This is a genomic window from Flavobacterium sasangense DSM 21067, assembly GCF_000686885.1.
In the GTDB taxonomy this organism is placed as follows: Bacteria; Bacteroidota; Bacteroidia; order Flavobacteriales; family Flavobacteriaceae; genus Flavobacterium; species Flavobacterium sasangense.
Genome location: NZ_JMLU01000026.1, coordinates 18,788 through 45,531 on the forward strand (window position 1 = coordinate 18,788; position 26,744 = coordinate 45,531).

At 29.9% G+C, this 26,744-nt stretch carries 21 protein-coding genes and 3 tRNA genes; 10 read left to right on the forward strand and 14 right to left on the reverse strand.

Features of this window, described 5'->3' with window-relative positions:
* The first annotated feature begins 64 nt into the window (after nt 1-64).
* From BP92_RS0111140 to BP92_RS0111160, 4 genes are all read left to right on the forward strand, one after another.
* Nucleotides 65-730, forward strand: coding sequence for an NADase-type glycan-binding domain-containing protein (locus BP92_RS0111140; protein ID WP_150111925.1), 666 nt, complete (start codon nt 65-67; stop codon nt 728-730).
* Between the two features lie 310 nt (nt 731-1,040).
* Nucleotides 1,041-1,328: a hypothetical protein gene (locus BP92_RS0111150; RefSeq protein WP_026726145.1), complete on the forward strand. Its 288-nt coding sequence runs from the start codon at nt 1,041-1,043 to the stop codon at nt 1,326-1,328.
* Between the two features lie 189 nt (nt 1,329-1,517).
* Nucleotides 1,518-2,060, forward strand: a complete 543-nt coding sequence (locus BP92_RS0111155) for a hypothetical protein (RefSeq protein ID WP_026726146.1) — start codon at nt 1,518-1,520, stop codon at nt 2,058-2,060.
* Between the two features lie 238 nt (nt 2,061-2,298).
* Nucleotides 2,299-2,607 carry a hypothetical protein gene (locus BP92_RS0111160; protein ID WP_026726147.1) on the forward strand — a complete coding sequence of 103 codons (309 nt, stop codon included), beginning with the start codon at nt 2,299-2,301 and terminating at the stop codon, nt 2,605-2,607.
* A 46-nt stretch (nt 2,608-2,653) separates the two neighbouring features.
* Here BP92_RS0111160 and BP92_RS16175 read toward each other — a convergent pair whose 3' ends face one another.
* Nucleotides 2,654-3,676: an FKBP-type peptidyl-prolyl cis-trans isomerase gene (locus tag BP92_RS16175; protein ID WP_051604453.1), complete on the reverse strand. Its 1,023-nt coding sequence runs from the start codon at nt 3,674-3,676 to the stop codon at nt 2,654-2,656.
* Between the two features lie 80 nt (nt 3,677-3,756).
* On the opposite strand from BP92_RS16175, the gene BP92_RS0111170 reads away from it, so the two are divergent.
* From BP92_RS0111170 to BP92_RS0111180, 3 genes are read left to right on the forward strand one after another with little or no spacing between them, the layout of a single operon-like run.
* Nucleotides 3,757-4,146, forward strand: a complete 390-nt coding sequence (locus BP92_RS0111170; protein ID WP_026726148.1) for an RNA-binding S4 domain-containing protein — start codon at nt 3,757-3,759, stop codon at nt 4,144-4,146.
* 1 nt (nt 4,147) lies between these two features.
* Complete coding sequence (locus BP92_RS0111175) at nt 4,148-4,714, forward strand: methyltransferase domain-containing protein (RefSeq protein WP_035693349.1); 567 nt, start codon at nt 4,148-4,150, stop codon at nt 4,712-4,714.
* Between the two features lie 8 nt (nt 4,715-4,722).
* Complete coding sequence (locus BP92_RS0111180) at nt 4,723-5,217, forward strand: phosphoribosyltransferase family protein (RefSeq protein ID WP_026726150.1); 495 nt, start codon at nt 4,723-4,725, stop codon at nt 5,215-5,217.
* On the opposite strand, the gene BP92_RS0111185 is transcribed toward BP92_RS0111180, so the two are convergent.
* Nucleotides 5,209-5,724 carry a shikimate kinase gene (locus BP92_RS0111185; protein WP_026726151.1) on the reverse strand — a complete coding sequence of 172 codons (516 nt, stop codon included), beginning with the start codon at nt 5,722-5,724 and terminating at the stop codon, nt 5,209-5,211. The genes BP92_RS0111180 and BP92_RS0111185 overlap by 9 nt on opposite strands.
* A gap of 129 nt (nt 5,725-5,853) precedes the next feature.
* Between BP92_RS0111185 and BP92_RS0111190 the strand changes: the two genes are divergently transcribed.
* The 3 genes from BP92_RS0111190 to BP92_RS0111200 all read left to right on the forward strand — a co-directional run bounded on the left by BP92_RS0111190 (nt 5,854) and on the right by BP92_RS0111200 (nt 6,157).
* Nucleotides 5,854-5,926, forward strand: a tRNA-Lys gene (locus tag BP92_RS0111190).
* A gap of 29 nt (nt 5,927-5,955) precedes the next feature.
* A tRNA-Lys gene (locus BP92_RS0111195) sits at nt 5,956-6,028 on the forward strand.
* A 46-nt stretch (nt 6,029-6,074) separates the two neighbouring features.
* Nucleotides 6,075-6,157: transfer RNA gene (locus BP92_RS0111200), tRNA-Leu, on the forward strand.
* Nucleotides 6,158-6,523: 366 nt separating this feature from the next.
* Here BP92_RS0111200 and BP92_RS0111205 read toward each other — a convergent pair.
* The 12 genes from BP92_RS0111205 to BP92_RS0111270 all read right to left on the reverse strand — a co-directional run.
* A complete protein-coding gene (locus BP92_RS0111205) occupies nt 6,524-7,534 on the reverse strand; it encodes a hypothetical protein (protein WP_026726152.1) in 1,011 nt (336 codons plus the stop codon).
* An 82-nt stretch (nt 7,535-7,616) separates the two neighbouring features.
* Nucleotides 7,617-8,348, reverse strand: a complete 732-nt coding sequence (gene qatD / locus BP92_RS0111215) for a Qat anti-phage system TatD family nuclease QatD (protein ID WP_026726153.1) — start codon at nt 8,346-8,348, stop codon at nt 7,617-7,619.
* Entirely contained in the window at nt 8,345-9,703 is a 1,359-nt protein-coding gene (qatC, locus tag BP92_RS16785) for a Qat anti-phage system QueC-like protein QatC (protein ID WP_051604454.1), read from the reverse strand. Before qatC ends, qatD begins: the two co-directional genes overlap by 4 nt.
* 2 nt (nt 9,704-9,705) lie before the next feature.
* A complete protein-coding gene (locus BP92_RS0111225; protein WP_026726154.1) occupies nt 9,706-10,446 on the reverse strand; it encodes a hypothetical protein in 741 nt (246 codons plus the stop codon).
* A 2-nt stretch (nt 10,447-10,448) separates the two neighbouring features.
* Nucleotides 10,449-12,347, reverse strand: a complete 1,899-nt coding sequence (locus BP92_RS16185) for a KAP family P-loop NTPase fold protein (RefSeq protein ID WP_051604455.1) — start codon at nt 12,345-12,347, stop codon at nt 10,449-10,451.
* A gap of 353 nt (nt 12,348-12,700) precedes the next feature.
* Complete coding sequence (locus tag BP92_RS0111240; protein ID WP_026726155.1) at nt 12,701-15,934, reverse strand: T9SS type B sorting domain-containing protein; 3,234 nt, start codon at nt 15,932-15,934, stop codon at nt 12,701-12,703.
* Between the two features lie 12 nt (nt 15,935-15,946).
* Entirely contained in the window at nt 15,947-16,909 is a 963-nt protein-coding gene (locus tag BP92_RS0111245) for a hypothetical protein (RefSeq protein WP_026726156.1), read from the reverse strand.
* A 249-nt stretch (nt 16,910-17,158) separates the two neighbouring features.
* Nucleotides 17,159-17,560, reverse strand: coding sequence for a hypothetical protein (locus BP92_RS0111250; RefSeq protein WP_026726157.1), 402 nt, complete (start codon nt 17,558-17,560; stop codon nt 17,159-17,161).
* Nucleotides 17,553-21,953, reverse strand: a complete 4,401-nt coding sequence (locus BP92_RS0111255) for a DUF6443 domain-containing protein (RefSeq protein WP_026726158.1) — start codon at nt 21,951-21,953, stop codon at nt 17,553-17,555. Before BP92_RS0111255 ends, BP92_RS0111250 begins: the two co-directional genes overlap by 8 nt.
* A gap of 4 nt (nt 21,954-21,957) precedes the next feature.
* The gene (locus tag BP92_RS0111260) at nt 21,958-25,044 is read right to left on the reverse strand and encodes a hypothetical protein (protein ID WP_150111926.1); all 3,087 of its coding nucleotides are present in this window, start codon (nt 25,042-25,044) and stop codon (nt 21,958-21,960) included.
* A 62-nt stretch (nt 25,045-25,106) separates the two neighbouring features.
* Nucleotides 25,107-26,210: a T9SS type A sorting domain-containing protein gene (locus tag BP92_RS0111265; protein WP_150111927.1), complete on the reverse strand. Its 1,104-nt coding sequence runs from the start codon at nt 26,208-26,210 to the stop codon at nt 25,107-25,109.
* A gap of 205 nt (nt 26,211-26,415) precedes the next feature.
* Nucleotides 26,416-26,744: transposase (locus BP92_RS0111270; RefSeq protein WP_026726161.1), on the reverse strand; the 329-nt coding region annotated here is incomplete at its 5' end.

Here is a 26,744-nt window from a genome sequence, read left to right on the forward strand (position 1 = left end):
AAAAATACCGTTAATGATAATACTTCTTTTAAATTTTGTTTTTTACGGACAAAATCTAAAAGAAATGAAACCAATTAAGTTCAATAAAGTTGAAACAAACTTTTCGGACGAATTTGTGTCTAAGTATAATTCTGAGGAAAGTTTAGAAGCTTGTAGAAAGATATGGGCTACCAAAGGATATGACCATTTGACTGACGAGGAAAGAGAAACTCTAAAATTTTGCGATGAGTTTGAAGGTAACCCTTGGACTAAAAAGTTTCAAGGTTGTAGTTGGTATTGTGGAGGACAAGTAGATACCATAAATTCAAATATTCCATATGATTTTACTAAAAACATTCACGACAACGATTACGGAACACCTTGGATAGCAGATATAAATAACGAAAAGAATTGGATTGAATATGTATTTTCTCCAATTAGTTCAAGAATTGAGGATATAATAATCGTTAATGGTTATGTCCGAAAAGATGATTTATTTGAGACATATTCAAGGGTAAAAAAAATTAAGTTGTATATTGAAAATAAACCTATTGCTTACCTTACTTTGGAAGACACTAATGAGGAACAAGTATTTAGATTTGAACCTATTGGACATATAAAAGATGAAAACTATGAACCAATAAAAAATACAACATGGTCAATTAAATTTGAAATTATTGAAATTTACAAAGGGAAAAACGACAAAATTGCGATAAGTGAAATATATTTTGATGGAGATGGACATGAATAAATACATCTGCTAACACAGGTTTTGCAAGATTGCGGGTTTTAGGCTAAATTTAAAGTTGGTTTTGTATCTTTGAGTTCAGTGTTTAACCGAAAGTTTCGGCTTATTTAGTCCGCAACCTCGCAAAGCCTGAGAACGTTGTGCGTAATTTTAGAAAAACGAAACGAAAACAGTGACTCAAAAAAATGTTAGATTTAAATCATCCACAGACAAGCAATATTTTTAAAGCATCAGGTTATATCGATAAGGTAAAATTTGGTTGTCAAACATATATTAATCAAACTTTCGAAGAAAGACAACTAACATTTAAAAGATGAAAAGTGAATGTGATGAAATGTTGATATTTTGTAAAAATATATTCCCAAAACAATACAATGATATTGAAAAGGCAATAAAAAATATTCAAATCGAAATTGCTAATTTGAGGTTAATAAATATAGAAACCGAAGCTGGAAACTGTAAAGTTTGCAACGGTGAAATTAAATCTTTTAAATCCTACGTAAAAGAATTTCCTAAAATTACTATTTGTCAAAAATGTCCTGAAAAAATATATGCCCTTTTGCTTGAACTTGAAGGGCTAACAGGAGCATCGTGGATTTGAAAAAACATATCGCAAAATAAAAACTACGCACAACAGCGGTTTGGCTCAATAACTACTTTTATCTTTAACATCACGTTCGATTTTCCAGCGGAAAATCTTATCTTAGCAAGAAAATAATCGTTCCACGCAGTCGCTACTGCGCCAAGCCGCGGAACAACCGCACTTCATTCTAAAAAACGATTATGTGAAATGAAAAAACTAATACTATTTGCATTTTTAGCATTACCATCTTGTACAAAGGAAAGTAAGATTGCAAAATATGAGAAAAGCGTCTATAGAGATTCTACTTTAACAGTTTTTGATTTTCATGCTAATACAAAACCAAATCATTTAAATTCAAAAAAAGCCAAAACAATTTTAAATCAACACTTCAAAAAAAATGGTTTTCTAATCGAATCAGAATTAGATTTTGCAACATTTGATCCTGAAGCAAAAGAATATTTTGAAAAAAAGGCCATTGATTTTCTCGAAATTAAACCAATTAATAATTTTGCAACTTTGGTCAGATACTATAATTGTGAACCATTCAAAAATGGTTCTTGTGTTTTACCACACTATGCAATTATTGCAAATACAGTTGAAGGAAATAAAATTATTCATGAAGATTTTTTATCTAATGATTTTAAGTTAGATACTATAAAAAAAGAAAACGGAAACATCTTCATTTACGGCTATTATTATGAATGTGCAAACAAAAAAAAGTTACAATCATATAGAATTGCAATAAAGTAAAAACGAACACATAAAATTCGTTTTAATCACTTGAAGGCTTTTGTAAAACTGAAACTTCGTTTTGTATATTTGAATTGAGTTAAACAACAAACTAAAAAATAAAAGCAGCGCCTGTTTAAAAGCTAATATATAATCACCACAAAAAAACAATCCCTTAATAATGAAATCCTTTTTTTTCCTCGCAATTCTAACTTTTCTTAGTTCTATCTCATTTGCACAATCTTTAGATTGTAAAAAAATGCAGGTTGGGAAATTTGAATTAACATCCAAAACTTCTGGAACAACTATTATAGAACGTACAAAAAATACGCAAACAGAAACAAACGAGACCATGAACTTAAAAACTAGTTATGATTTGGTTTGGATAAATGAATGCCGTTATGAATTAAGAAACAGAAAAGTGCTAGAAGGCACTTCTAAATTTGTAATGCAGCCAACAGATGTTATAACTGTTGAAATCATTAAAATTGAAGACACAAAATTACTTGTAAAAGTAACTTCTAATTTTAGTGATAAAGTTGCAGAAGTTGAAATATCTAAAATATAAAAAAGTCCCAATTTCAATGAAATTGGGACTTTTTTTTATAGCTTGTTTATCTACAACTACTATCTAAATGTCTTCTTAATCTTGTTGGAGAAAGATAATCATCAGAACAACTAGGAATACCTTTTCTTTCGTCATATGGAGTAGCAGGATCATCTGTTGCAGCGCCATTAAAAGGATAATAATAATAAGTTGTAATCTCATTAGGTGGAGTTCCTGTTACTACCGGAAATCTAACCTCATATTTGGTTAACCCTCCATCTCCATCATCATCAACATCTAAAAAATTTGGAACTCTATCTCCATCCAAGTCGTCATTAAAGAAATCTCCATCGCCATTAGTGTCCTCGTATTTACCTAAAACTCTATCTCGTTCATGATCTCTTTCTTTTCTTGCTAATAATCGTATTTGAAAAGCAATTGGAGAATAAGAGGCAATGTATGTACTTCCTGAATTAAAATAAGCTAATCCAGAAGGAATAAAAACGATAAGATTACCAGTATTTACATAGGAAACCGATCCATCACTATTTACAACAGATGATGCAGCTGTTTTCATTTTAGTTAATATTTGTCTGAATCCAGAAATAGCTTCACTAGCATCTGGATAAGAAAACCACAAACCTACATTGTTTTGGTCAAAAACTTCATTTACTAAATTCCATCCCTTATAAGAAACAAGTGTAGAATCAATAGTAATTGGATTTGTTCCACCACCTTCATTTAACAAAATATAATACAATTTATAATCTACTTGATCTTTAGACACATAATCTGAAGCTAAGCTAGATTTAACATCATTTTTAACTGTTATCGATTGTAAAGGATATTCCGTTTGATCCCAAATTGATGTTTGAGTTCCATCTTCTGGAATTTTTGTAACTGTAGCATTTAGGTTAGCGTCAAGCTCTAAATAGTTTGTTTTTAAATATTCTTCTATTTCAACAATATCTTCATCATAAACTTCCTGAAAATCTCTAATTGGCGTAGAGTTTACTCCATCATCAGACTTACAAGAAAAGAAAGTAGAAACGAATGTTAATAAAAGGGCTATTTTTAAAAGACTTCTCATTATTGTAAAATTTATAGGGCGCAAGATACAATTTTCATTTATTTTTGTAGAAATATTAACATGGTTTTTTGAATTATATTATGCGAATAGATAAACTTTTATGGTGTTTACGATATTATAAGACCCGAAGTATAGCTACTGAAGCTGTAAAAAAAGGACATATAACCGTTAATGGACAGGTGGCAAAAGCTTCAAGAGAGGTTTTTGCTATGGATAAAATTACACTTCGAAAAGACCAAATCAACTATAAATTAACCATTTTAGATGTCCCTCAAAATCGTTTGGGCGCTAAATTGTTAGACATGTATCGCAAAGACGAAACGCCAAAAGAAGCTTTTGAACATTTAGAATTACTAAAATTATCTAAAGAACACTACAGAGCCAACGGAACGGGGCGTCCTACTAAAAAAGAACGTAGAGATATCGACGACTATTTAGATGATAATATAGAAACTGAAGAAATTAAATAAGATGAACTACTGGGAAGAACGCTATCAAAAAGGAGAAACGGGTTGGGATGCAGGTTCTATTACAACTCCTCTAAAAAAATACATCGATCAATTAACCGATAAAAATCTTAGAATTTTAATTCCAGGTGCCGGAAATGGTTATGAATTTGATTATTTAATTGAAAACGGATTTCAAAATGTTTATGTGGTTGATATTGCCGAAACTCCTTTAAATAATATCAAAATTAGAAAACCAGAATTTGTTTCTCATTTAATCCATTCCGATTTTTTTGCCTTGGATATGACTTTCGATTTAATCTTAGAACAAACGTTTTTCTGCGCTTTACCTCCTGAAATGCGTCCGCAATATGTTGAAAAAATGGCTTCACTTTTAAATCCGAAAGGAAAATTAGCGGGATTATTATTTGACTTTCCATTAACTACTGAAGGTCCGCCATTTGGAGGTTCTGTAACCGAATATTTGAATCTATTTTCAGATAAGTTTACCATTAAAACCTTAGAAAAAGCACATAATTCGATAAAGCCACGACAAAATAAGGAACTCTTTTTTATCTTTGAAGTCAAATAACAACACACATGGAAAATATTATTTTAACGCACGAAGAAATCAAACACAAAACCAAACGAATTGCTTACCAAATTTACGAAACCTTTGTTAATGAAGAGGAAGTGATTTTGGCTGGAATTGCTAACAATGGCTTTATTTTTGCTGAAAAAATAGCTGCAGAATTAGCTTTAATTTCGGATTTGAATGTAACACTTTGTGAAGTTAAAATCAACAAACAACAACCACAAGATGTTGTAACCACTTCTATAACTCCTGAAGATTATAAAAATAAAGCCTTAGTCTTGATTGACGATGTTTTGAGTTCTGGGACTACCTTAATTTATGGCGTAAAACACTTTTTAGAAGTACCACTAAGCAAATTTAAAACAGCAGTTTTAGTAGATAGAAATCACAAAAAATACCCTGTAAAAGCTGATTTTAAAGGGTTATCGTTATCCACTTCATTACAAGAACATATTCAAGTTGTTTTCGAAGAGAATAACTCGTATGCCTATTTAAGCTAATAAAGCCTTAATTTCATCTGCAATTTGCTCGACCGACTTGTCATCTACGGTAACGATTTTAGTGGCTTGATGATAATAAAAGTTTCGGTCGAATAAATGTTTATTGATAAAATCTTTCAAACTAACCTCATCTTGATTGTGAAGCAAAGGACGTTTGGCTTTCTCTTTTATCAATCGACTTACCAATGTATTAACTGAAGCTTTTAAATAAATAGAAAACACATCCTCTTGAAGTAATAGTTCGTGATTGTTATAATAACATGGTGTTCCTCCACCTAAACTTAAAACAAAGTCATTTTCTTTCGCTAAAAAAGTTTTCAGAATTTCATTTTCTTTTTTACGAAAATAAATTTCACCTCTGGTTTGAAACAATTCAGCAATTGAAATTTGAGTTTCTTTTTCTATTTCTTGGTCTAAATCATGAAAAGGAATTTGAAGCTTCTCTGCTAAAAAAGCACCTATTACCGACTTACCACAACCCATGTAACCTAATAATATTATTTTCATAAATAAATAATCCCTTATAAATTAAAGGGTTAAGAAATTAATTGTAAAAAAAGACAAATTTATAAGAAATTCCCATTGCAAAATAAATAAATGTTTATATATTTGCACCCGCATTCAAGGAAATAAAATGACTTGGTAGCTCAGCTGGTAGAGCACATCACTTTTAATGATGGGGTCCTGGGTTCGAATCCCAGCCAGGTCACTACATAAAACTTATTTCTTGAACGCACCGACTTGGTAGCTCAGCTGGTAGAGCACATCACTTTTAATGATGGGGTCCTGGGTTCGAATCCCAGCCAGGTCACAAAAAAAATTAAAGACGTTGCATTGCAACGTCTTTGTTGTTTTAAGGCCAAGTGGAGAAACGGTAGACTCGCCATCTTGAGGGGGTGGTGCTCGTAAGGGCGTGAGGGTTCAAATCCCTCCTTGGTCACTATAATACTTTATAAAGCTTTATTTTTATTGATATTTTTATTTTCAGGGGAGTAAAAAGGGGAGTTAATTTGATTAATATTATAATTATTCCATTTTAAATTTCATGATAATTTTACAAATACCATATTATAAAAACTAAATAACTAAAAATAAGCTCAATCAGACTACAAAAAAACTTTTGATACTAACTTCTTTGACTTTTAATCTAAAATAGCTGTAGAAGCTTTTATTTCAACCTATACAAGTAAACTTTCAACTTTGCGTTTACAAAACTTTGACACAATATTAAATTAGCAAGTTTATAATGAATTTCTCGCCCAAACAAGACTGTCGATTTTTATCTTATTCATTATTTGATTCTGCTTCAACTAAAAATAACGGTTTCTATGTTATTTCTAAAAGCTGTTTCATCACCATCAAAATAGATAATTTGTAGGTTTGGGTTTACTTTTAATTTTTCATCTAACATCCTAGGTAACTTTTTTGAAGAAATTAATAAAAGTTTAGAATTTGATGGTAAATTAGATTTATTAATATACTCTGAACTTAATTTTCTACCTAAAAAATATTCAATTCCTATTTCTGTATTATCTACTTTAAAAAGAATGAAATTTATAAAGATATTATTTATATCATGATTGACTTTGATATTGTTTTCAAATAAGACATCTTTAGTTATTTGAATTTGCTTCAGTGTTTTTAAACTAAAAATTAAATCATCATAATTGGCTAAAACTAATTCATTAAGGTATTGAAAACAAAAAATGATAGTCAAAATCAATAAAAAGCCAAAGACAATTAAAAAACTAAATAAATTGGAAGAAGTATCTAAAATTAAAAAGTATATAATTGTAAATGCACTGTAAATATTAAAAACTTCATATAAATATGAATTTTTTAAATTATCGAATTGTTCGATAATTTCTTCCTTTCTTGAACTTATTAAAAATGAATATAGAAAATTAAAATTTCTATCAGTTTCGATAATATCTTTTTCTTTATTATGCTTTATGACATTGAAAATAATCAATAATCCTCTGAAAAAACTAGAATCTTTAAAGGTTGATTTACTCTTCTTTATACTTGAAGTGATAAAATAAATGATTACATAAACAATCGTAGAAAAAATTTCAAATACAACATATTTTAATCCAAAAAATAAAAATGTAACTATTAGAACTTTACCACTAATAAAAAAAATATACAAATTATGCCAAAAATTAGCATCTCCAATTAATATTGGCTCATAAACCCCAAAAAAATAGGTGTAAATTTTTGATGCAACAATTGCAATTAAGATAAACTTTAATGCAGTTATGATATACTTTTTAAAGTTCTCAGGCTCTTTTATTAATTCCTTTAAAAACTCAACCATAACTTGTTTTTTATAGATGAAACATCTTTTACTATATTGTTAATAACAAATAAATAATTCTCTTTTTCTATTGCACTATTATTCATCTAATTGATTTAATCAAATCATTAAAATTATTTTTAATGATTTTCTCAATTTCTACTACTTTTAAGTCATGAAATTTGGCTAAAAATTCATTTACTATTTTTAGATCTTTAGGTTCAATAATTCTATTTTCAATTTCAATAAATGGTCCATCACTTTCAGTTAAAATTCTAGTTAAAGGTATTTTAGATATTATTTTTCTCCCAGATACAGATTTTACCATAGCAGGATTAATAGAAAAAAAATAACCTGCTTCTAAAATAGCTTCAATCAAATTTAATCCACCTGAATACCAATGAAAAACCGCAGAATGGATATTGTTATTTGTTAAAAGTTCCAAAACTTCTTTTTCTGCTTTTCGGGAATGAATACTTAATATCTTTTTCTGACCTGATACCTCCTTTAGTATTTTAGAAAAAGTGTCTATCTGAATATCTTTTGTATAAATACCAGCTTTTGAAAAATCTAATCCAACCTCCCCAATATAAGATGTTTTATCAATGTTTTTAAGAAATAAACCAAATTCATCTTTATGTGAATCAGCCATTAAAGGGTGCATCCCTAAAGCTAATCTTATCTTTTTTAAAGACTGAAAATAAGCATATCCCTTTTCAAAATGACTTGGCAGATTGGTCATTGCTAAGACAGTTATATCAGCTTTTACGCAATCTTGCAAAACTTTTCTAGGATTTGGATATAAATCTATATGGCAATGTGCATCAATAATCATCTTATCCCCAGCTCAGATTTTACAAATCTGTTTCCTTTATCATTAAACAATTTTAAAACTTCTGCTTTACTTCTTAATACCATTTCTGCATAGTCCTTAAGACTATCAATATCAATATTACCATTCACTAATAAATCTCTTTTCATTTTTTCCAATGGAATATTTCTTTTTAAGTAACTGAATAGTGCAGGTAAATCATTATTTCCTAAAGAGGATACTTTTGTTATGAAGTTTCCATAGTGATTTTCATCATCCAAACCTGCTTTATTCAATGCTGCTCGTCTGTATATGCAAGGCATGCATCTTCCACAATTATGCTTTTCATTAGGATTGTCAAAATGAAATTGCCTTCTACCTCTTTTACCACAAGAAACCGAATCTTGATAAATGTTCTGTAAAAATGTTTGGTTTGCACATTCAACAAACATTTCTCCTTTAGTTTTATAATTATAAGGGTTATGTATTAGAGTAACTAATCCTAATTCAGTAAGCAATTCTTGAGTGTTTTTTAAAACATAAGGATGAGTTGTTCTTGTACTTAAAGAACTTACTCTTGATGGGGTCAATGGATAATTGATTGAAATTGTTCCATTCTCAGGAATTATTAATTCATTAATTGGAGATAGATAACAACCTAAACCAATGAAAAATAGTGAGCGGCTACGGTAATTGTTTTCTATAATTACTCTATTGCCATCAGCATCTTTTCTTGATAGTGCTAATTTTGATTGCACCCAATATATTTTATTTGGATATTGAGTCATTAAATGTCCCAATAGTATTCTTTGGTCTCCATTCGGACCAGGAGATTTTGAATCAAAATGAGAAACTAAAAGTATTCTGTCATCATTAATAAGTTTTTCCAATTCATTAATAACTCCAATTAAAGAATCTAAGCCACCTGAAAATAAACTTACGGATGCAATAGTGGAATTTTCATAGCGTGGAATTTTCCTTCTATTAGTTCGTGGTTGAAACAAATCAACATCTTCTATTTCTCGGAAAGAAATTTGCCAATTATCTCCTGTAAGAAAATCTAAAATCTGTTTTAATTTTTCTTCTTTACCACTCCAAATAACTAAATTATTTACTGGAAACTCTACTTCTATATCTCTTGTCCAACCATCATTTGAATAAATAGCCCGACTAAGCAAATTATCTACACCATAAACTATTGCAGATACAAGAAAAAAATCAAATTTAACAGAAGTAAAATCAGTCAAGAAATCAAAAACTCTTTCGTAACCTAAGAAAGATAATGGAACTTGTCTATTCACTCCGTTATCTGCATAACAAAGCTGCAAGTCTGAAAATTTGCCATAATCTGCGTTATCAATAACTATATTTACTCTCATAACTATTCAAATACGGTTAATACATCTTGTTGAATATTTTTCACAAGTCTATCGGCTTCATCAGAACTCCAGTCAATATTCTGTAATGGATTTCTTTTATGCATATCGTCAACTCTTTCAACTATGAAATTTTTTATCTGACTGAAAAGATTATTACATTCAGTTTCACTCTTGTTTTTTATTAAATTTTCATAGAACCACTTTGATAAAAGTTCATTAATGTAATATCCAAAATATTTTACTATTACATCTTCCAATGTATTTGTAGTAAAAGTCTCATGTAATAAAGTTTGTACTTCATCAATAGATTCAGCTTGTCCCATTAGTTCTTCTAATAATAATCTTGTAGCTTCTTTTGCCGCATTGTCATCAATTGAAGTTGAACTAGCAGAACAATACTCAATCAAATGATTAATTACATCGCTAACCGTCTTATTATCAATATCTGTTAAACCAGTAGATTCAAGAGTTTCTCTAATATTATTACCTGAACTAACGAACTTTGAAAAGACTCCACCGATTTTTTTTGCAGTTCTAATACTGCTTCTTCCTCCCGCTTTTGAGCCACCTCGACCTCCTATTGATGCTCCGCCCAATGCTGAAACAAAATGCCCCATAATGTTCTGTAGCTTCTGACCTGGAAGAACTGAAGAATCACAATTTGAAGTAAGCGAAGAACTAAGCGTACCCCAATTTGGAACCATTGAGTGTTTTACATCAGAAAATGATTTAGATGTTCCCATTTTTATTTTTTTAAGTTAAATGCTTTACTTGATTTCGATTTACCATCTTTAAAATAATCGTTTAGAAATTCTCCTATCTCAGGCTCTGATTTAAAATCCGCTAATCTTGTTGCAACTGCTGGCTCAATATCCGACACACTGATTATTTTAAGAGTCTCCATGTAATGATAAACTGTATTTTCTATTTTATCTTCTGTCATTGCATTGAAAATATCATATAGCCGCTTTTGCTGAGGATTTCTTTTTAAATTTGATGATAGAAGATTGAAAAACGCATCTTTTTCAATATCACTAAAAAGTTTAAATTTTTCAATCAAAAGAGATTTTGTAACTGCTGACGTCATATTATCGGGTAATAACTCATTAAACAATGCCCTTACTACTGGTGGAATCATACTCGTTGCAGTGATAGAATTTTCTAACTTATCACGAGCAATCCAATAATAATCACGTAAATCAACTCCCGATAGAAAAGGCTCAATCTGAAACCACTTTATTATTTTGGGTTTACCCCACTCTTTGAAATCAGAATCTTTTATTTCTGAAATAACATCTTCAATTCCTTTTTCTTTACACAATTCTTCTATTTCTGTTACCTCTTTGGGTACACCATCCTGAATAATTTGCCATTCAAATAATTTTTTGAATAACTTGGGTTCAGAATATTCAAGTATCATCATTTTTGCAAGAACAGCATCATTAAAACTTTGTAACGAGGCAACTTCTGCAAGTCTTTTTCTGATTGTATAAATATTCAGAAACCTTTTAATCTGTCGGGGATTTCCATACAAACTATTTGTAATTAAGGGTACTAACGAAGGAATCGTAATTACATTGTCTTTAACTTTTCCGAATTCTTCGGCTTCTAAAATCTTTTCAAAATTGGATAATCCAAAAGCAGAATATTTATTCGTTAATCTATACTTCTTAAACTCATCAAGTACTTTTTTAAACTTGGTATCGCCAATCTCTTTTTTACAAATTAGCATTGATATGTAAGTTTCAACTTCAGACTCCGAAAGTCTTGGTAAAGAATATGGCAACTGAATTAATTTTTCTAAGTAATCAATAACAATACGGTTATTATCTTCTTCAATTTCTTTATTGTTTTTGTACTTATGCTCAATGGCGTATTTCACAATTCGAGGATCTGCTCCAATGATAAATGCGGTTTTGGGTACATTTAGAAAAAGTTTAATTGCTTCAAGGTTTTCAATAATCCTCTCAGGACTACATCTATCTAAATCATCAATAATTATAACTAACCTTTTGAAATTTGCGACTTCTAAAAGTTCCGAAAAATCTTTTCTAAATTCTGCAACTGCATTTGTAGCGTTTTTATCATTCTCTTTTCCTTCTTTTACAAAAGCTTTATATATTTCCTTTCCTTCTTCCGATTGAAGTTTTTCAATTATTTTTTCTGGGTTATCTCCCCATTCAGTTAGCTTCCTAATAGCAGAAGGGACTAAACTAAGTCCTCCTGTAAAATATGCAGAAACAGCAGGCAAGGCAACATTTTTCATAACCATACCAGCTCCACGAATCCAATCAATAGACTTCCAAAGTTTTTTTGTTTTTTCTTTTATTGAATCCTTTATTTCTGCTGAAATCTTTTTGTTATCCTCTAATTCTTTAAGAATTGAATTTAATAATGCCGCTTTTGCATCGTCATATCCTTCAAAAGTCCATCCATTAAAGTATATGCAGAGAGAATCCTTATCATCCTCATTGTCAAATTCTTCTTTTACTATTTGTAAGATGCTGGATTTGCCACTTCCCCAATCGCCAAAAACTCCTATAGTAATTGGCAAAACAGACTCATCATTGATTATATTGATTAACAAATCTGCGTGTACTTTAAATCCTAATAAGTCTTCTGACGTTTCATTATCTGCCCACATATGTTACCGCTTTTTATATTTTTTTAATCCAGACATTTGTACCCCTAAATTTAATCTCAATTTTTCAATTATAAATTGTAATATAATTCCCAAACATAACTCAAAAAAAACACCCATACAACCCGTAAAAATACCTGATTTTCAAACCAGGTAAAAATACGTAAGAAATTACAACAGCTAAGGTAAATAAAGGGATTTATAAAACTTTATGGTTTTCCGTAAATGGAATTTTAAATTTTACTTCTGCAGATTTTATGAATTTTAATGTTTTGATAAAAAATGAACTTAAGGGAAAAGAAGTTTTATCTAATCTGATTCAGAGATAAAACTATATTAGGTATTACTTTGGCAATTTATCGCTTCAAACTAAAATGTCCTTTTACAACTCGTCCATCTTCTAATTGCACAGAATACCAATAATCTGATGATGGCATTTGATTTCCATTAAAGGTTCCATCCCAACCTTGACCAAGTGGACTAATTTGTTTGACCAATTTGCCAAAACGATCAAAAATATAAATGATAGTATTAGCGTTAAAACGGCTATTTATTCCTTTTATATTCCAATAATCATTATAACCGTCTCCATTTGGTGTGAAATAATCAGGGATACCTAAAATACTTATTTCTTTTGTGATACTACCACATCCTTTTTTATCTCGAACATAAATTGTGTAAATACCTGGTGAGACATTCGGAAAATAATTTGAATCTTGATAATTTTCATTATCTATACTGTACTCATAATCTCCCGATCCAGTTACTAAAATAGTTACTGAATTTTCATCTGACAAATCAACCACTTGAACATCGTTTATGGTTGCAATATTAGACGCAGCAACCGTAATTGTTCTAGTTCTTACACAACCATTTGAATTTGAAACAGAAACAGTGTAAATTCCTTCCGTATTTACAGTTAATGAATAATTTGTTGCTCCACTAATCGGATTATTATTTAAAAACCATTGATAGGTAAAATTTGAAACCGTAGTTTCATCTAATAATCCTGCATTTATCACTTTTGTAAACAAAGGATTATTGCTACAAACCAGTTCATATCCAAATAATTCAATTTCAGGAACTGGCTGAACCACCAAAGGAATTGTCAAATATGCTTTACAAGTTGTATTTAATGGATTTATAACTTCAACACGAATATTCTGTGTAGCACTTAAAAACGGATTTGGTAATGGACTTGAAAGCGAATTACCATTTCCGTCGAAATAATTTACTATCATTCCCGTTTGTGTTCCTAGAATCGTGTTTTGAAAACTAGTTGTATTAAAAGGATAAATACCATCTTGATTTATTGGATTGGCTTCATCGTCACAAACGATAGTTAAACTTGTTGGAATTGCAAAAGCTTCGGGTAAATCATCTACTTTGAAAGTAATAGTTGATTCATAAAAACAAGCTGATGTTGTATTGTTGGTTGCTCTAACTCTTATGGTTTGTGAAGTTGTATTAAAAGGATTTGGCAATGGACTTGGTAATGGACTATTATTTGCATCCCAATAACTCAAGGTAACATTTGCTAATCCGTTTAAAACATCAGCTTGTAAAGTAGTGGTGTTGAAAGCAAAAATTCCATCCTGATTATCATCACACTGGTTGTAGGTTTGTGGTTGAATAATTGGAATTCGCTCTACATGCAATGTTATGTGATGTCCTAAACCAATACACTCATTATTGAGTTGACTATCGACACGAACGTAAATATTTTGCATATTTGGATAACCAATATTTGTATAATTCGAAATGTCGGGAATAGCATTTTGTTCTGCTAATGCATCTGTGATATTTCTGTAATAGGTGATATCTAACAATTGTCCGCTTGGATATTGTGAGGCTATTTGCGCATTGGCGCTACTAAAATCAAAAGTAGCAATTCCATCGGTGTTTGAACCTGAAGCTAAATCATCACAAACGTAAAAATGTTCTTGAATAGAATTTGATATTTGAGTAGTTGAAACAGTTAAATTAATTCGTGCTGTACTGTAACAACCCATATCATTTTCTACTCTTACATAAACCACATCATTACTTACTATTTGATTTGTATGTGCAATTGGATTTGGAATCGTTATTAATGCATTGTCTGCATCGCTTTGCGTTAAATGATAGGTAAAAGTTAAACCTGAAGTGTTTGATACTAAAGCTTGTTCGATTTGTTTTAAATTAAAAGCACTAAAACCATCATTATTATCGTCACATTGTTTTAAAGATATAACATTACTATTTAAAGTAGGTCTTGGATGTATAGTGATGTTTCTTGTATTTGTTCCTGTACCTTGTGGGGTTGAAACTGTTACACTTACTGTATAATTTCCAGGATTTGCATAAATATGTGAAGGATTTAATGCGTTTGAAGTATTTCCGTCACCAAAATTCCAAATAGAGGATAAAACTGTTTGATTGTTATTAAGACTAAAAGTTGTTATGTCACCTTCGCAGTTATCAGAAAGTTGTATGGCTGGGTTGTAAAAAAAAGAAGTTACAAATGGAGGCAAACCTGATTTAGACAAATTACCTCCTAAATCAATAGCTTGAGGTTGAAAATCACATCCTAGACCTAATGTGTTAGGATTGTTAATAACACCAATTGTATTCTGATTATAGAAAGCAATATATATTTTTTCGTCTGGAGCTAGCTGTAATGCACCTGGATATACAAAACTTGAATATAACAATGTAGCCGAAGCTCCTACATTAACAGCATTTATATCCAATTGATAAATACGCCTACTTGTACTTGATGAAAGATACAATACTTCATTATTTGGAGAAAATTCTACACCATAAAATGAATTTTCACCTGGTATACTTATAGTTTTTTCATTTGAAAGCAAACCTGTATTATTATTAAAATCAAATAATTGAGTAAAACCTCCATTAGCATTACAACATGCTATTTTAGAACCATTGGGGGAAATTCTTAAATAACCTCTTGAGGGACCTGAAGGATCACTAAAAACAATTGACTGTACTATATAACCTATTGAACTTGTAACAGGAGTAGTACTTAATCCTGATGAATTTAATAAATAGGTATAGAAATTATTGTTGTTCCATCCGTGAGTTACCACCCAAAAATCAGTATTATTTGCATGCTTTACAATACCTAATTTTTCGCAAGTCGGTGTATAAATCAATACATTTTTATCTGAAGTCACGGCCCCTAAACCACCATCTAAGGTCATATCGACAATAGAATAACAAAAACCATTTACTTCTGTGTTAGCATCAATAGTAAAAATATAATATAATGAATTTGAACCTGGTTTTTTAACTATTGTTGCAGACTGTGAACTATCTGCATCACCAAATAAACCAGAACCGTTTATCATAACATTATGATTTCTGTTGTACACAGTAACACCATCTGTATACATTAACAACTGACCCGAAGCATCTGATAAAGTTGCACAACCTTCATAGGTGTTTAACTGTCCATTCGTTAGTGCTACGGGACTGCCTGATGAAAAATCTAAACCGGCATTTTGACCAAAATACCAAATGTTTGCTTCTCCTTGTGAGAAAATCAATTGAGAAAGAAATACAAAAACAAATGCAACTATTTTTTTCATTAATGCATGATATTATTTGTAAATTACAAAACATTCATTCGGATCACTATTGTAACTTACATTATCAATAAAAAGCTGAGAAATGTTTTTCAAAAATTTAGCTTTTCCATTATCCTTATTTACTGTAAAAACATTATTATCTAAAACTTGCATTCCATAACAATAAGAATTGCCAGTTGACGAACCAATTTGAGTTGCTACACCATTTTTCCAAAAATGTGCTTTTGAATTTATCGATCCTCCAATATATACATTATTGTTATTTACATCAATATTAAATGCATAAACACTATTTGAAGTGTTATTAATATAATTAATCACTCCATTTTTCCAATACTTTATTTTTTTTATACCATTATAGTATTCTTCTGCTAAAACATATACATTATTTCCTGTTACACATAAATCTCTTGGAGTATCAGAAGTTACACCATCTGAGAGAACCGTATTTACTCCATTCTTCCACAAAGTTGCTGAATTATCACTATTTATTAAAACATACTTATCGTTACCCACCACTTTAAAATCACACGGATATGTTGTAGTGCCAACAAAGCCTGAAATAATTGTAGGCACACCATCTTCCCATAACACTATATCAGTACCAACTTTACCTAAAATATATACTTTATCATTTATCACTTGTACTTTAGTAAAGTAATCTGCTGGTGGAGTTAGTGTGGTTTGATCAACACCGTTTTTCCAATACTTTCCAATATTATTTTCAAAACCTACAACATGTGTATTCTCTAATTCCACAAATACAGAATAGGCATAGGCATTATAATTACCATCTGTTAAATAAGTAGGCTCGCCATTTTTCCACAAAACAGCTTTTGCATTACCTGTTTCTGGGTAATCACATCCTGCAGCATAAAAATCTACTGGTCGTTCTGCTTGATTAGAAGGTGCATCATCTTTACTACATGATACCAAAATGCTAATAGAAAGTATTGCTAAAAATATTTTTTTCATTGTTATTGTTTATTACTCTAGTTTAAATAATACTAAAAGATGTATTTTAAAATTGCAAATTAATTTATATCTGTTTTACTTTTTTACTTTATGTGTACAGCTTATAAAGATGTGCTAATTACCATTGTGTATATTAGAACGTAATTTCTAAACGGCATTTCTGAATCATACATCAATGCCGTTTATTTTTTTGCGAACTAGTTAACTAATCCTATTTTAATTTAGGATTTTTGAATGGTTATCATGTTACTATTTTGGCATATTTGCAATATCTTCTTTTGAAAACCCTGCTTTTAAGATGGCTACGGTATCTGTAATTTTTTCATCAAAATCAACTATTATATTTTCATATTTGTCTAAGTATTTAATTTTATAAAAGCTCCCAACATTTTTATGAAATCCATCAGGCGGATTTTTTATTAAATCCCTAATTTTTTTATTTTTATTATAATACTCAAAATAATAATTTCTTGTTTTTGGCTTTCTTTCATATTCAACAAATTTTCCAATTCCAATTTTTCCGTTCTTTTGAATTTCATTGTATTTAATTTTTGCGTTGATATAAAAAGGAACAATACCTAATAAAACAACACATATAAAGATAAGTCCATACTTATTCTTTTTAAAATAATTTAGTATACTATTATTCATCTTTCACTAAGTTTGGAGCCCCATTTGAGCCAGTTTCAATTAATAATTTAAAATATGTACCTATTACCTTGCCTTTCCAACCACTTCCACTCAAATGCCTATCTGTTGCATTTCCAAAGCCATAACTTGCTAACCCCCCAGCAACAGCAACACCAGTCTGAGAATAAGAAGATTTTTCAAAAATATCTCCTCTACTGATTGAGTTTGCATTAACATTTACCATTTCCCCTAAAGCAGTTGCTCCAGCACCATTTACAGCGGACATTGAAGCTTCAACTAAATTAACGTCACCAACATTCCCACCATTAACCCATAATTGAGAGCCCACATTTAGTGAAACATCTAATACTCTTTGTTGTATTACTGGATTAGTCGCTAAAGTTGCAAATGTTGACTGAATAGCAGGAGAACATGCAGCAGCAACTGGCAAAGCATAAGCAGTTCCAACCCCCGCTGTAGCCAATACTGTTAATGTACCAATAACTGTTCTACCCGCTTGGTTTCTTTCGGTTGTCATTTTTTTATGAGCTGGCACATACTTCTCATGGTAATACCAATCATCTACTGATTTATAATTTGTGCCATGATGTTTATTGTATTGCTCTAGAGTTGGTCTTTTTGGACTTCTCCAGTCACTCATAGAAACTAAAGCATAATCAAAACTCGCTGGTCTTTGAACACTAGACTTCCTTGTTGCTACAATTTCTACTTCTTTTAGTTTTATTGGGTTTTCTTCATTGACAGCCTTTCCACCGCCACCACTTTCTAATAAACCTGTTGGGTCGCCCCACAAAACTGGATTATTAAATGCGAAACGATATGGCGATAACGATGGCATAATATCTGTCATCTTATCAATATTATGAAAACGTCCTAAAGCATTGTCGTACATTCTAAAGTCCATTGCTGTAACATTAAGCCCTAGCTCGTCTTGGTATTCTTTTCCGTTGAACTTATACTTATTACCAGCTATATAACCACTCAAAATTGTTCCGTTAAATGGATTATTATGTTTTAATCCAAATGGATAATAATGATTTTCTTCTATAATATCCGCAGCAGTAGTTGTACCTGGTGTTGTTCCTTCTTTAAAACTAACTCTAACATTACCTAAATGATCTTTGTATTGAAACACATATTTATTGCCTGTTGCAACATACCCTTCGGCATGTGGAAAATAATCTAAACTATTCCCTGTATATTGAAAACCATCTAAATAGAATGTAGTAGTGCCTGATGTACTCACTGTTTTACTTACTTTTTGTCCAATAGCGTTGTAAATATAACTAATATTATTATTTCCAGAAAAAATAATTCTTTTAGGTAAATTTAAGTGGTTATACGTTATACTAGTTATCCCTTTGTTGTCATCTTTGGTCATATTACCATTTGCATCATAAGTATATTCAGTAGTTGAGTTTACTAATTCTTTAAAGCCAGCAGGATGATTAGTTGTATCATCTACTTTAATTAATTTATTCGTATTTGACTCATATCCATATGTTAAGGCATCGATATTGATTGGGGTTGTACTATCATTTTCACCTGAGCGATTTAAAGTGGTTATATTTCCATTTTTATCATAAGTTAAACTTTCGTTATAATTCCCTATAATAGAGGTATTAGGACGCATATAAATTGCATCTTTCAATCTGTTCAAATTATCGTACTTATATATGTATTTTCGAATGTTATTATCCGAAGCTGAAATCCAATAGGTTTCAGAAATATTACCATTAAACATCGGAATGGGAGTATTTCCATGATTCTGAATCTGATTATAGCTAATTTTAAAAGCAAATAAATCTTGTGGGTCAGAACCAATAGAAAGATTGTTTATATCATTAATTTTTGTTAACCAACCTCTAATGTTGTATTCAAAGTTTACTTTTTGTAATCCTGTAGATCCCGAAATATTACTACCTCCTATGTATTTGGAGATTAATTTTCCTAACTCATCATAACTATGACTTGCAATTAATTGTTTGGCACCATTATTAATTTGATGCGTTTGTTTAATTAATCTGTCTTGGTCAGAATATGTAAATTCTTCTTTAATAATGATTAATGAACCTGTATCTTTCTTATGACTAGTAACTGTATAATTTGTTCTTCCTGTCATAGGTTGTAAATTAGAATCTACTTGTGTGGATCCTCCTAGATGATTGGTTTTAATAGACCTTATTATCCTTGCTTTTTCATCGTAAAACATAACAACTTTTTCAGATTGAACAGTAGTAGATGAAAAATCTCCTAATATCCTAACCCATGTTCCTGTGGTTAATCCTTTTGGCTTATTAGTTGCATTATAAAACACAGTTTGTCCTTCTACTGATTGATATATTGTACCAGCAAATGAAAAATTATAATCATCATAATAATTTACTGTTAACACATGGTAACCTGAAGTAGGGAAAGCTGTATTAGTATATCTAAATCCTACCATATTAATTGTTACATCTGATGTTGATTTTGATTCGCTTAAAACAATAGCACTATTATATGAAGATTGCAATGTTTTTCTAATAGCAGATGAAAATGTTCCTGTTTGAATTTGCCATGCCGTTAAGATAGGTCTGTTAAATGCGTCGTATTTTGTTAACATCCAACCTGAAGTGCTTTCTTGATTAAAAGGTGAAAATGTGGGACCTGTAGCTACAACACGATCTAATTTATCATAAACTATAAACTCCCATTGTTTACCTGGTAATTTTTTTTCTACTAAACGATTTCTATAATCATATTTATATTGATAGCACAATCCATCTAGTTGACTAGTTACATTTGAAACCAATGGCGGTATTACATAAGTTAAATTATTGTATTGATCATACACATAATAAGTATCATGAGTTACTTCATACTGATTAAACTCTATATAATCAGAATAAGTTCTTTTTAAAATTACTTTGCCTTCTTTATCTTTAAACTCTTCGGTTGTATTATTCTTACCACTTGTCCAATTTTCATCTTTAGTAACTGTTTTTATCAATTGATTTGCAGCATAAGTTGTTGAACCTGTTTGAGATAATACAATATCAAAAACCTCATTTGTTGCATTCCAAGTTGCTGTTGCAGCATATAATTTTACTGCATCTGTACTTGTATTAGTCAAATAATCAAATTTTATTTCATGACCACTCCCCATAGCCCAGTCAGAAGTAGTTCCTGGAGCCGCTTGTTTAAAAACACGGTTTAAAGGAGATGATTCGAATTGTTTCTCAGAAAATGGAAATTGACCATTATATTCTGGATAACTAAAGGTATTCGTTAATGCACTTGTATCAAATGCCATATTTGTAGAAGTTGACACAAAGGGTAAATATTCTTTAACTTGTCTGTTATAATTATCATACTCAATGTGGGTAATAATATCTTTTCCTGAATTTGACTGTTGATTTGCGATTTGTTGATTAGGTTTTCCTAAATCATCATAATACGTAATATTAACCACAACATCTTTAGCTTGTGAAATATTTTGAATATTTGTAACAGGTATCTTTGGCGTTGTTGTAATTATATAATTTCTATTACCAAAAGAAGATGAAGAAGTGGGTACTACACATCCTTGATATGAACCTGAAATACCTGGACATAAATCTAAATTATTTGTTACATAATTAGCTGGTTGAGAACAAGCTGTGATAGTAACATTAGGATCGCCAAAAGAATCGCCATCTCCATCATAATAAAATATTGAAGAAGCATTTAAAGTCACATCATTATCATTACAATCAGTATTATTTGTTACATAACCTACAGGTTGACTACATTGTAATTTGGGATTATTAGCACTTGGTGTGGGATTACCAAAACCATCTCCATCAGAATCAATATACCATGTAATTGAAGATTGAATGGTATTAGTTGTATCATCACAATCTGTATTATTTAAAACATAGCCAACTGGTTGTAAACATTGCACTAATGTAACATTGGGATTTCCAAAAGTATCATTATCAGCATCCCTATACCAAATAGTATTAGGGTTTATTGCAGTATTTGAATCATTACAATCACCACCAATAGCTATATATGAAGCATTTGGTGGATAACATAACTTGGAACTCGTTTGAGTTCCTCCAAATCCGTCGCCATCAGCATCTAAATACCAATATTTTGAAATTGTAACATTTGGATTATTATCATCACAATCACCACCTATTGAGGCATACATGTTATCATCAATAACATTATCTAAACACACTTGAGGACCTGTTCCATATCCATCACCATCATTATCAAGAAATCCAAAACCAGTATAACATTCACCTGGCTCAATAATCCTAGCATTTTGATTAGAAGATTTTTTTGTTTTGTTTTTCTTTACTTGTGCAGTTAGAGTAAAAGCACTTAATAGTAAAAAAGTTATATATATATACTTCGCTCTCATTTTCTTATTGATTTTTATAATGGTACTGATATTCGGTTAATATGTTACCATTTTTATCTTTACTATTTTTTAATCGATTACTTGAATCATAGGTAAATGTCACAATATCTCCCTTAGGATCAGTTATTGCGCTTACTCCTATTAATGGTAAATGAATGTAAGTAGTTATCATTGCATTTGGAAGTGAACTTCTTAAACCATTTAATGCATTTATATTACTTTCATTATAAGTGGTTTGTAATGTAGAAGTGGTTGTACCTAAGGCACTAGCGACTTGAGATAATGAAGCATTTTCAATTTTAGCTATTGGTAATGATTTATTATAACCCCAAATAATTGTTACTGGAATACCGTTTTCTTGAGTGTATTGCAACACGTTTCCTTTTGCATCATATAAATCATATGTGAATTTTTTCTCCAAATTTCCAACATTAGTAATATTTGTTAATGAATTTGGAAATTTTGCACTATAAATGCTTTTTGGAAGCATTAATGAATTTGTCGAGGCATCTTTAGCAAACAAAGTAAATTTTTCACTTAATTTAATACCATTCCTATATTCAATTTCACGAATTGGATACATGATATTTGCATTTTTAAAATTTAAAAATTCAGTACTTGTTGTCAAGTAGTTTTGCCAAGGATATTTATACTCTGTTTTAATAATTTCATTGTTTACACTTGACAAAGTGGTCATTTCACTCAAAACATCTTGATTAGACATTGTTGTAGAATTATAAGAAGGAGCAGAAATGTATACGCTATTTTGTACACTTTCAATACTACCGCTAGAATTATATAAAGTACTTCTTGTTTGAGTTAAAAAATTATTATAGTAATATTGTTTTGAATTATACCACCAAGCATAAGTTGTTAGAGCAGTTTGAGAATTTTGAGTAAACCTATTTGGATCAATATTATAAAAATATTCTTCCTTATGAACTAGAGTATTACTGTTACTATAAGAATATTTACTTTCAAGTTTACCTCTTTCAATACTTATATCATTATGAAGTAAATTAATATTATTTAGTAAAACCGCAGGTGTATAAGTTCCCGCTGTTAACTGAGTAGAAACATAGTCATTATTATCTGGGTTAGTAAAATAATTTTTAAAATTATAAACCGTGTATCCATTTGATGTAGTTTTTTCAGTTACTTTTGAATAATTCATAATTGCATTTTCAATTGTATTCATATTAATTGATGAAGATTGAAATATATGAACATCTGTTGGTGTATTTCCTCCACTATAATAAACACCATTATACCAACCGCTTGGCATATTAATTATTGTATTATAGCTAATTTTAGTTCTTGGCCACTGCATTAATATGCCACTAGACACATTAGGCGATACCTCATATTGATATTCTTTTACATTTGTAATCTGAGAGCCATCAAAATCATAAATCTTTTTAATTCTTACTCCACCAGCAATACCATTAATATCATACAAAATTGGTGTAAAACCACCCGCAAATCTTCTTTCTAATCTTTTGGAATATGTATGTGGTTCATATTCAAATACTGAATACCCACCAGTCGGATAAGTTACTTTTTTAATTATTCCAATTTTAGAAAAATTAAAATCGGCATTTCTAATATCATTGGTATATGCTAAATCACCATTAGCATCTACACTAGTTTGTGGTATTAGCTGATTATATCCAAATGGAGGAGCATCATTTGTTAGTTTTCCATTATAAAACCCCCAAAAATCAATTGCACAAGTAGATGGCTTTGGTAATTGTTGATTGTTCAAAATATCATACTCAAAAGAATATGGCGGCCTCCCTACTTCCTGTACTGTATCTAAAAACAATCTTGGATAAGAATCCACCACATTAATTCCACCTTTTAAAGAATATGTAAAATTAATTTTTTCAATTTCTTGAGTATCATATTTTAAAACAATATTATCTAACTTAAATTCTTTAAAACTCTTGTAAAAAGCAAATAAATTGCTATTATTATTGAACACATAGTCTTGAGAACTATAATTAAACTTAATATTAAAGTTAGTTCCTGAAATGTTATCTAGAAAAGCCTTTTTGTGCAAAGTGTAATAATTACCAATTCCCCCAGTTGTTAAGCTTGTTCCAGCAAATTGTTTTAAATTTCTAGAATCATTAACACTTTCATTCATATAAATAAATTTCAATTTTTCTGGGTTTTGTAATGTACCTCCGTGGTAGAACATTCCAGACGCTAAACAAAAATCACTTGAATTGGTAATATTATCATCTTGATAATTATAATAAACAATTTCATTGTTATAGTATTCAATTCTTTTTAAAAACCATGTATTTATTACAGGTTGACTACCAACGTTATCTGAGGTTTGAGTAGATAATTTTAAATTTAATGTATATTCTAGATATTTTGATTCTCCACCAAAATAGTATTTATTTCCACTACCATCTATTAGTTTAATTTCAGATAAATTAATTGGTGTGCAATTTACCGTATAAGGCTGAAAATTGAAATTAGTTAAATCAACTGTAATAACATTTGGATTATCAGTAATCACTTTAATTTTACCATCCGAACTCATAAAAAACTTACCAGAAATTCCATTAACATTAAAACTAAATACATCAGGTGTTGTTTCAAATGAATTCGTAGTACTACCTGAAGCGCCTTTGAATCTGTAACTATAAAATTCATCACCTGAATTATTTAAAAAAGAAATTAAATTACTCGAATTAACTACACCATTTGGCAGGGTTGCACTAACATCTTTTAAATATTTTATCCCAACCATAAATCCATGTTCATACCTTCCATTAATCCCGTTTTGTGTAGTGGGAGCTCCAATATGATCATCAGGCGAACCCTTAACTTCTCTAGTAATAGCTGGTATTCCGTATATATTCCAATTTAATCCAACAATTCCAGATCTTTTATTTGGCATAAAGCCAGAGGCATTATATGAAAGTGATAAATCAACTGGGTTTTGCCCATTAACTGGCACATTCAGTAATGGAATAGATAAATTTAATTCCCCAACATACATGTTAGAACCTATATTTCCATACCTAATAAAATCAGATACATTAGGAGATTTTACATCATAATTGTTTCTCATTCCAGTTTGAGAAAAAACACAATTTGAAACTAAAAAAACTAAAAAAAATATTTTTTTCATTATTATTTGCTATTATTTACTTTAATTATTTTAACAGAATTTTCTTGTACATTAGTTTTAACATTTACTATGTAAATGCCTTCTGGATAACTAGCTAAGTTTATAGCGTTAATTTTTTCTGTAGTTTTAAACTCTTGTAATACATGTCCTGCTAAATCAACAACGATTATTGTTCCTGTTTTAAATTCATAATCAATAACAACATTAGTAAATTGATTAGTTGGGTTTGGATATGCCTCAATTTCAAAGGAATTTTTCTTCTTTTTTTCTTTATCTTTTAATTTAATGACCCAGAAATCAGAATCACCAAAATTGTTGTTTTTTTCACCAGAAGCAGGTAGTTTTTTTTGATTCTTAGTAGTAGTACTATTATTGTTTAAAAGCCCTTCTGTTAAAGAATTTTCATTAGTTTTAAATTTAATTGGTGAATCATCTGAAACCCCAGTCATAGATTTTAATTCATTCATGTTTTTCGTGATTTCAGAATTAAGTTCTTCTTTAAATTCTTGTTTCAACGATTCAAGTTTTTCATTTACACTATTATTCTCTTCAAAAAATTTATTAAAACCTACATCTTTTTTACTTGAAGTTCTATAATCATAATCAATGAAGCAAGATTGCATAGGATTTGAAGTTCCTCCTAAAACATACTCTCCAGCATTTGTTTCTATTATCTTTTTTATTACATCAGCTCCATTACTACCAAAAGTTTTTTGCCAAATTTCATTTCCATCTTTATCAATTTTTAAAGCAATAAAATCATTAATCCCCTTATCATCTTTAATTTTAGAATTAGCACCAATCTTTATTTCAGATTTTGCATAACCTCCTAATAAATATTCATCGTTATTAGTTTGAATTAAAGAATTTAATACATCAATTTTTCCAAAATTGTACATCTTTTGCCAAATAACATCTAATTGTTCACCTAATTTGATAACCAATATATCTGTTCCATTAGTTGGACTTTTAAGTTGAATATTACTTTTGCTTGAATTTGAACTTCCTCCAATTATGAATTCCTTATCTTTTGTTTGAAAAAATGTTGTTAATTGTTCATCTTTGTCGCCTCCAAGTGTTTTTTGCCATATAATTTCTCCATTCAAATCAAGTTTTAAAATCCAAAAATCAGATAATCCAAAATTTTCTTCTGTTTTACAACCTGAAATAATTGAATTTGAATTGCCTCCAATAATATATCCTTTATCTTGAGTTTTGTTCAAACATCTTAATTCATCAGCATATATACCACCATAACTTTTCTGCCATTCGATTTTACCTAACTTACTAATTTTAACCCGTTGGGTGAAATTAAATTAATTGATTTTTGATTTTATTTATTGGTCTATCAAAGATAAATTTATTGATATATTGAACTAGAGTTAATGCTGTTATTTTGGCTAGAATTCGAGTTTTAAATCCCTCAAAAGTTTTAGCATAATTTCTTCTAATTAAAAATTGGTCACACAGTTGCGAGAATAAAGTTTCAATTCTTTTTCTTGCTTTTCTGAAAACATACGGCTGTGGTTTATAATTCACTTGATTCATTCTTTTTGGCGTTTCCAATTTAATATTTGCTGATTGGAATAAATCGAGTTGTATACTATCAGACAGATATCCTCGGTCTCCAAGTAGCACAC

Bases quoted from the DNA above. Each gene is read 5' to 3' on its own strand.
- BP92_RS0111155 (WP_026726146.1), top strand. From the start codon at position 1,518: ATGAAAAAACTAATACTATTTGCATTTTTAGCATTACCATCTTGTACA.
- BP92_RS0111260 (WP_150111926.1), bottom strand. From the start codon at position 25,044: ATGAGAAACAATTATGATGTAAAATCTCCTAATGTATCTGATTTTATT.
- BP92_RS0111205 (WP_026726152.1), bottom strand. From the start codon at position 7,534: ATGGTTGAGTTTTTAAAGGAATTAATAAAAGAGCCTGAGAACTTTAAA.
- BP92_RS0111150 (WP_026726145.1), top strand. From the start codon at position 1,041: ATGAAAAGTGAATGTGATGAAATGTTGATATTTTGTAAAAATATATTC.
- BP92_RS0111160 (WP_026726147.1), top strand. From the start codon at position 2,299: ATGCAGGTTGGGAAATTTGAATTAACATCCAAAACTTCTGGAACAACT.
- BP92_RS0111170 (WP_026726148.1), top strand. From the start codon at position 3,757: ATGCGAATAGATAAACTTTTATGGTGTTTACGATATTATAAGACCCGA.
- BP92_RS0111250 (WP_026726157.1), bottom strand. From the start codon at position 17,560: ATGAATAATAGTATACTAAATTATTTTAAAAAGAATAAGTATGGACTT.
- BP92_RS0111225 (WP_026726154.1), bottom strand. From the start codon at position 10,446: ATGGGAACATCTAAATCATTTTCTGATGTAAAACACTCAATGGTTCCA.
- BP92_RS0111245 (WP_026726156.1), bottom strand. From the start codon at position 16,909: ATGAAAAAAATATTTTTAGCAATACTTTCTATTAGCATTTTGGTATCA.
- BP92_RS0111180 (WP_026726150.1), top strand. From the start codon at position 4,723: ATGGAAAATATTATTTTAACGCACGAAGAAATCAAACACAAAACCAAA.
- BP92_RS16175 (WP_051604453.1), bottom strand. From the start codon at position 3,676: ATGAGAAGTCTTTTAAAAATAGCCCTTTTATTAACATTCGTTTCTACT.
- qatD (WP_026726153.1), bottom strand. From the start codon at position 8,348: ATGATTATTGATGCACATTGCCATATAGATTTATATCCAAATCCTAGA.
- BP92_RS0111140 (WP_150111925.1), top strand. From the start codon at position 65: ATGAAACCAATTAAGTTCAATAAAGTTGAAACAAACTTTTCGGACGAA.
- BP92_RS16185 (WP_051604455.1), bottom strand. From the start codon at position 12,347: ATGTGGGCAGATAATGAAACGTCAGAAGACTTATTAGGATTTAAAGTA.
- BP92_RS0111175 (WP_035693349.1), top strand. From the start codon at position 4,148: ATGAACTACTGGGAAGAACGCTATCAAAAAGGAGAAACGGGTTGGGAT.
- BP92_RS0111255 (WP_026726158.1), bottom strand. From the start codon at position 21,953: ATGAGAGCGAAGTATATATATATAACTTTTTTACTATTAAGTGCTTTT.
- qatC (WP_051604454.1), bottom strand. From the start codon at position 9,703: ATGAGAGTAAATATAGTTATTGATAACGCAGATTATGGCAAATTTTCA.
- BP92_RS0111185 (WP_026726151.1), bottom strand. From the start codon at position 5,724: ATGAAAATAATATTATTAGGTTACATGGGTTGTGGTAAGTCGGTAATA.
- BP92_RS0111240 (WP_026726155.1), bottom strand. From the start codon at position 15,934: ATGAAAAAAATAGTTGCATTTGTTTTTGTATTTCTTTCTCAATTGATT.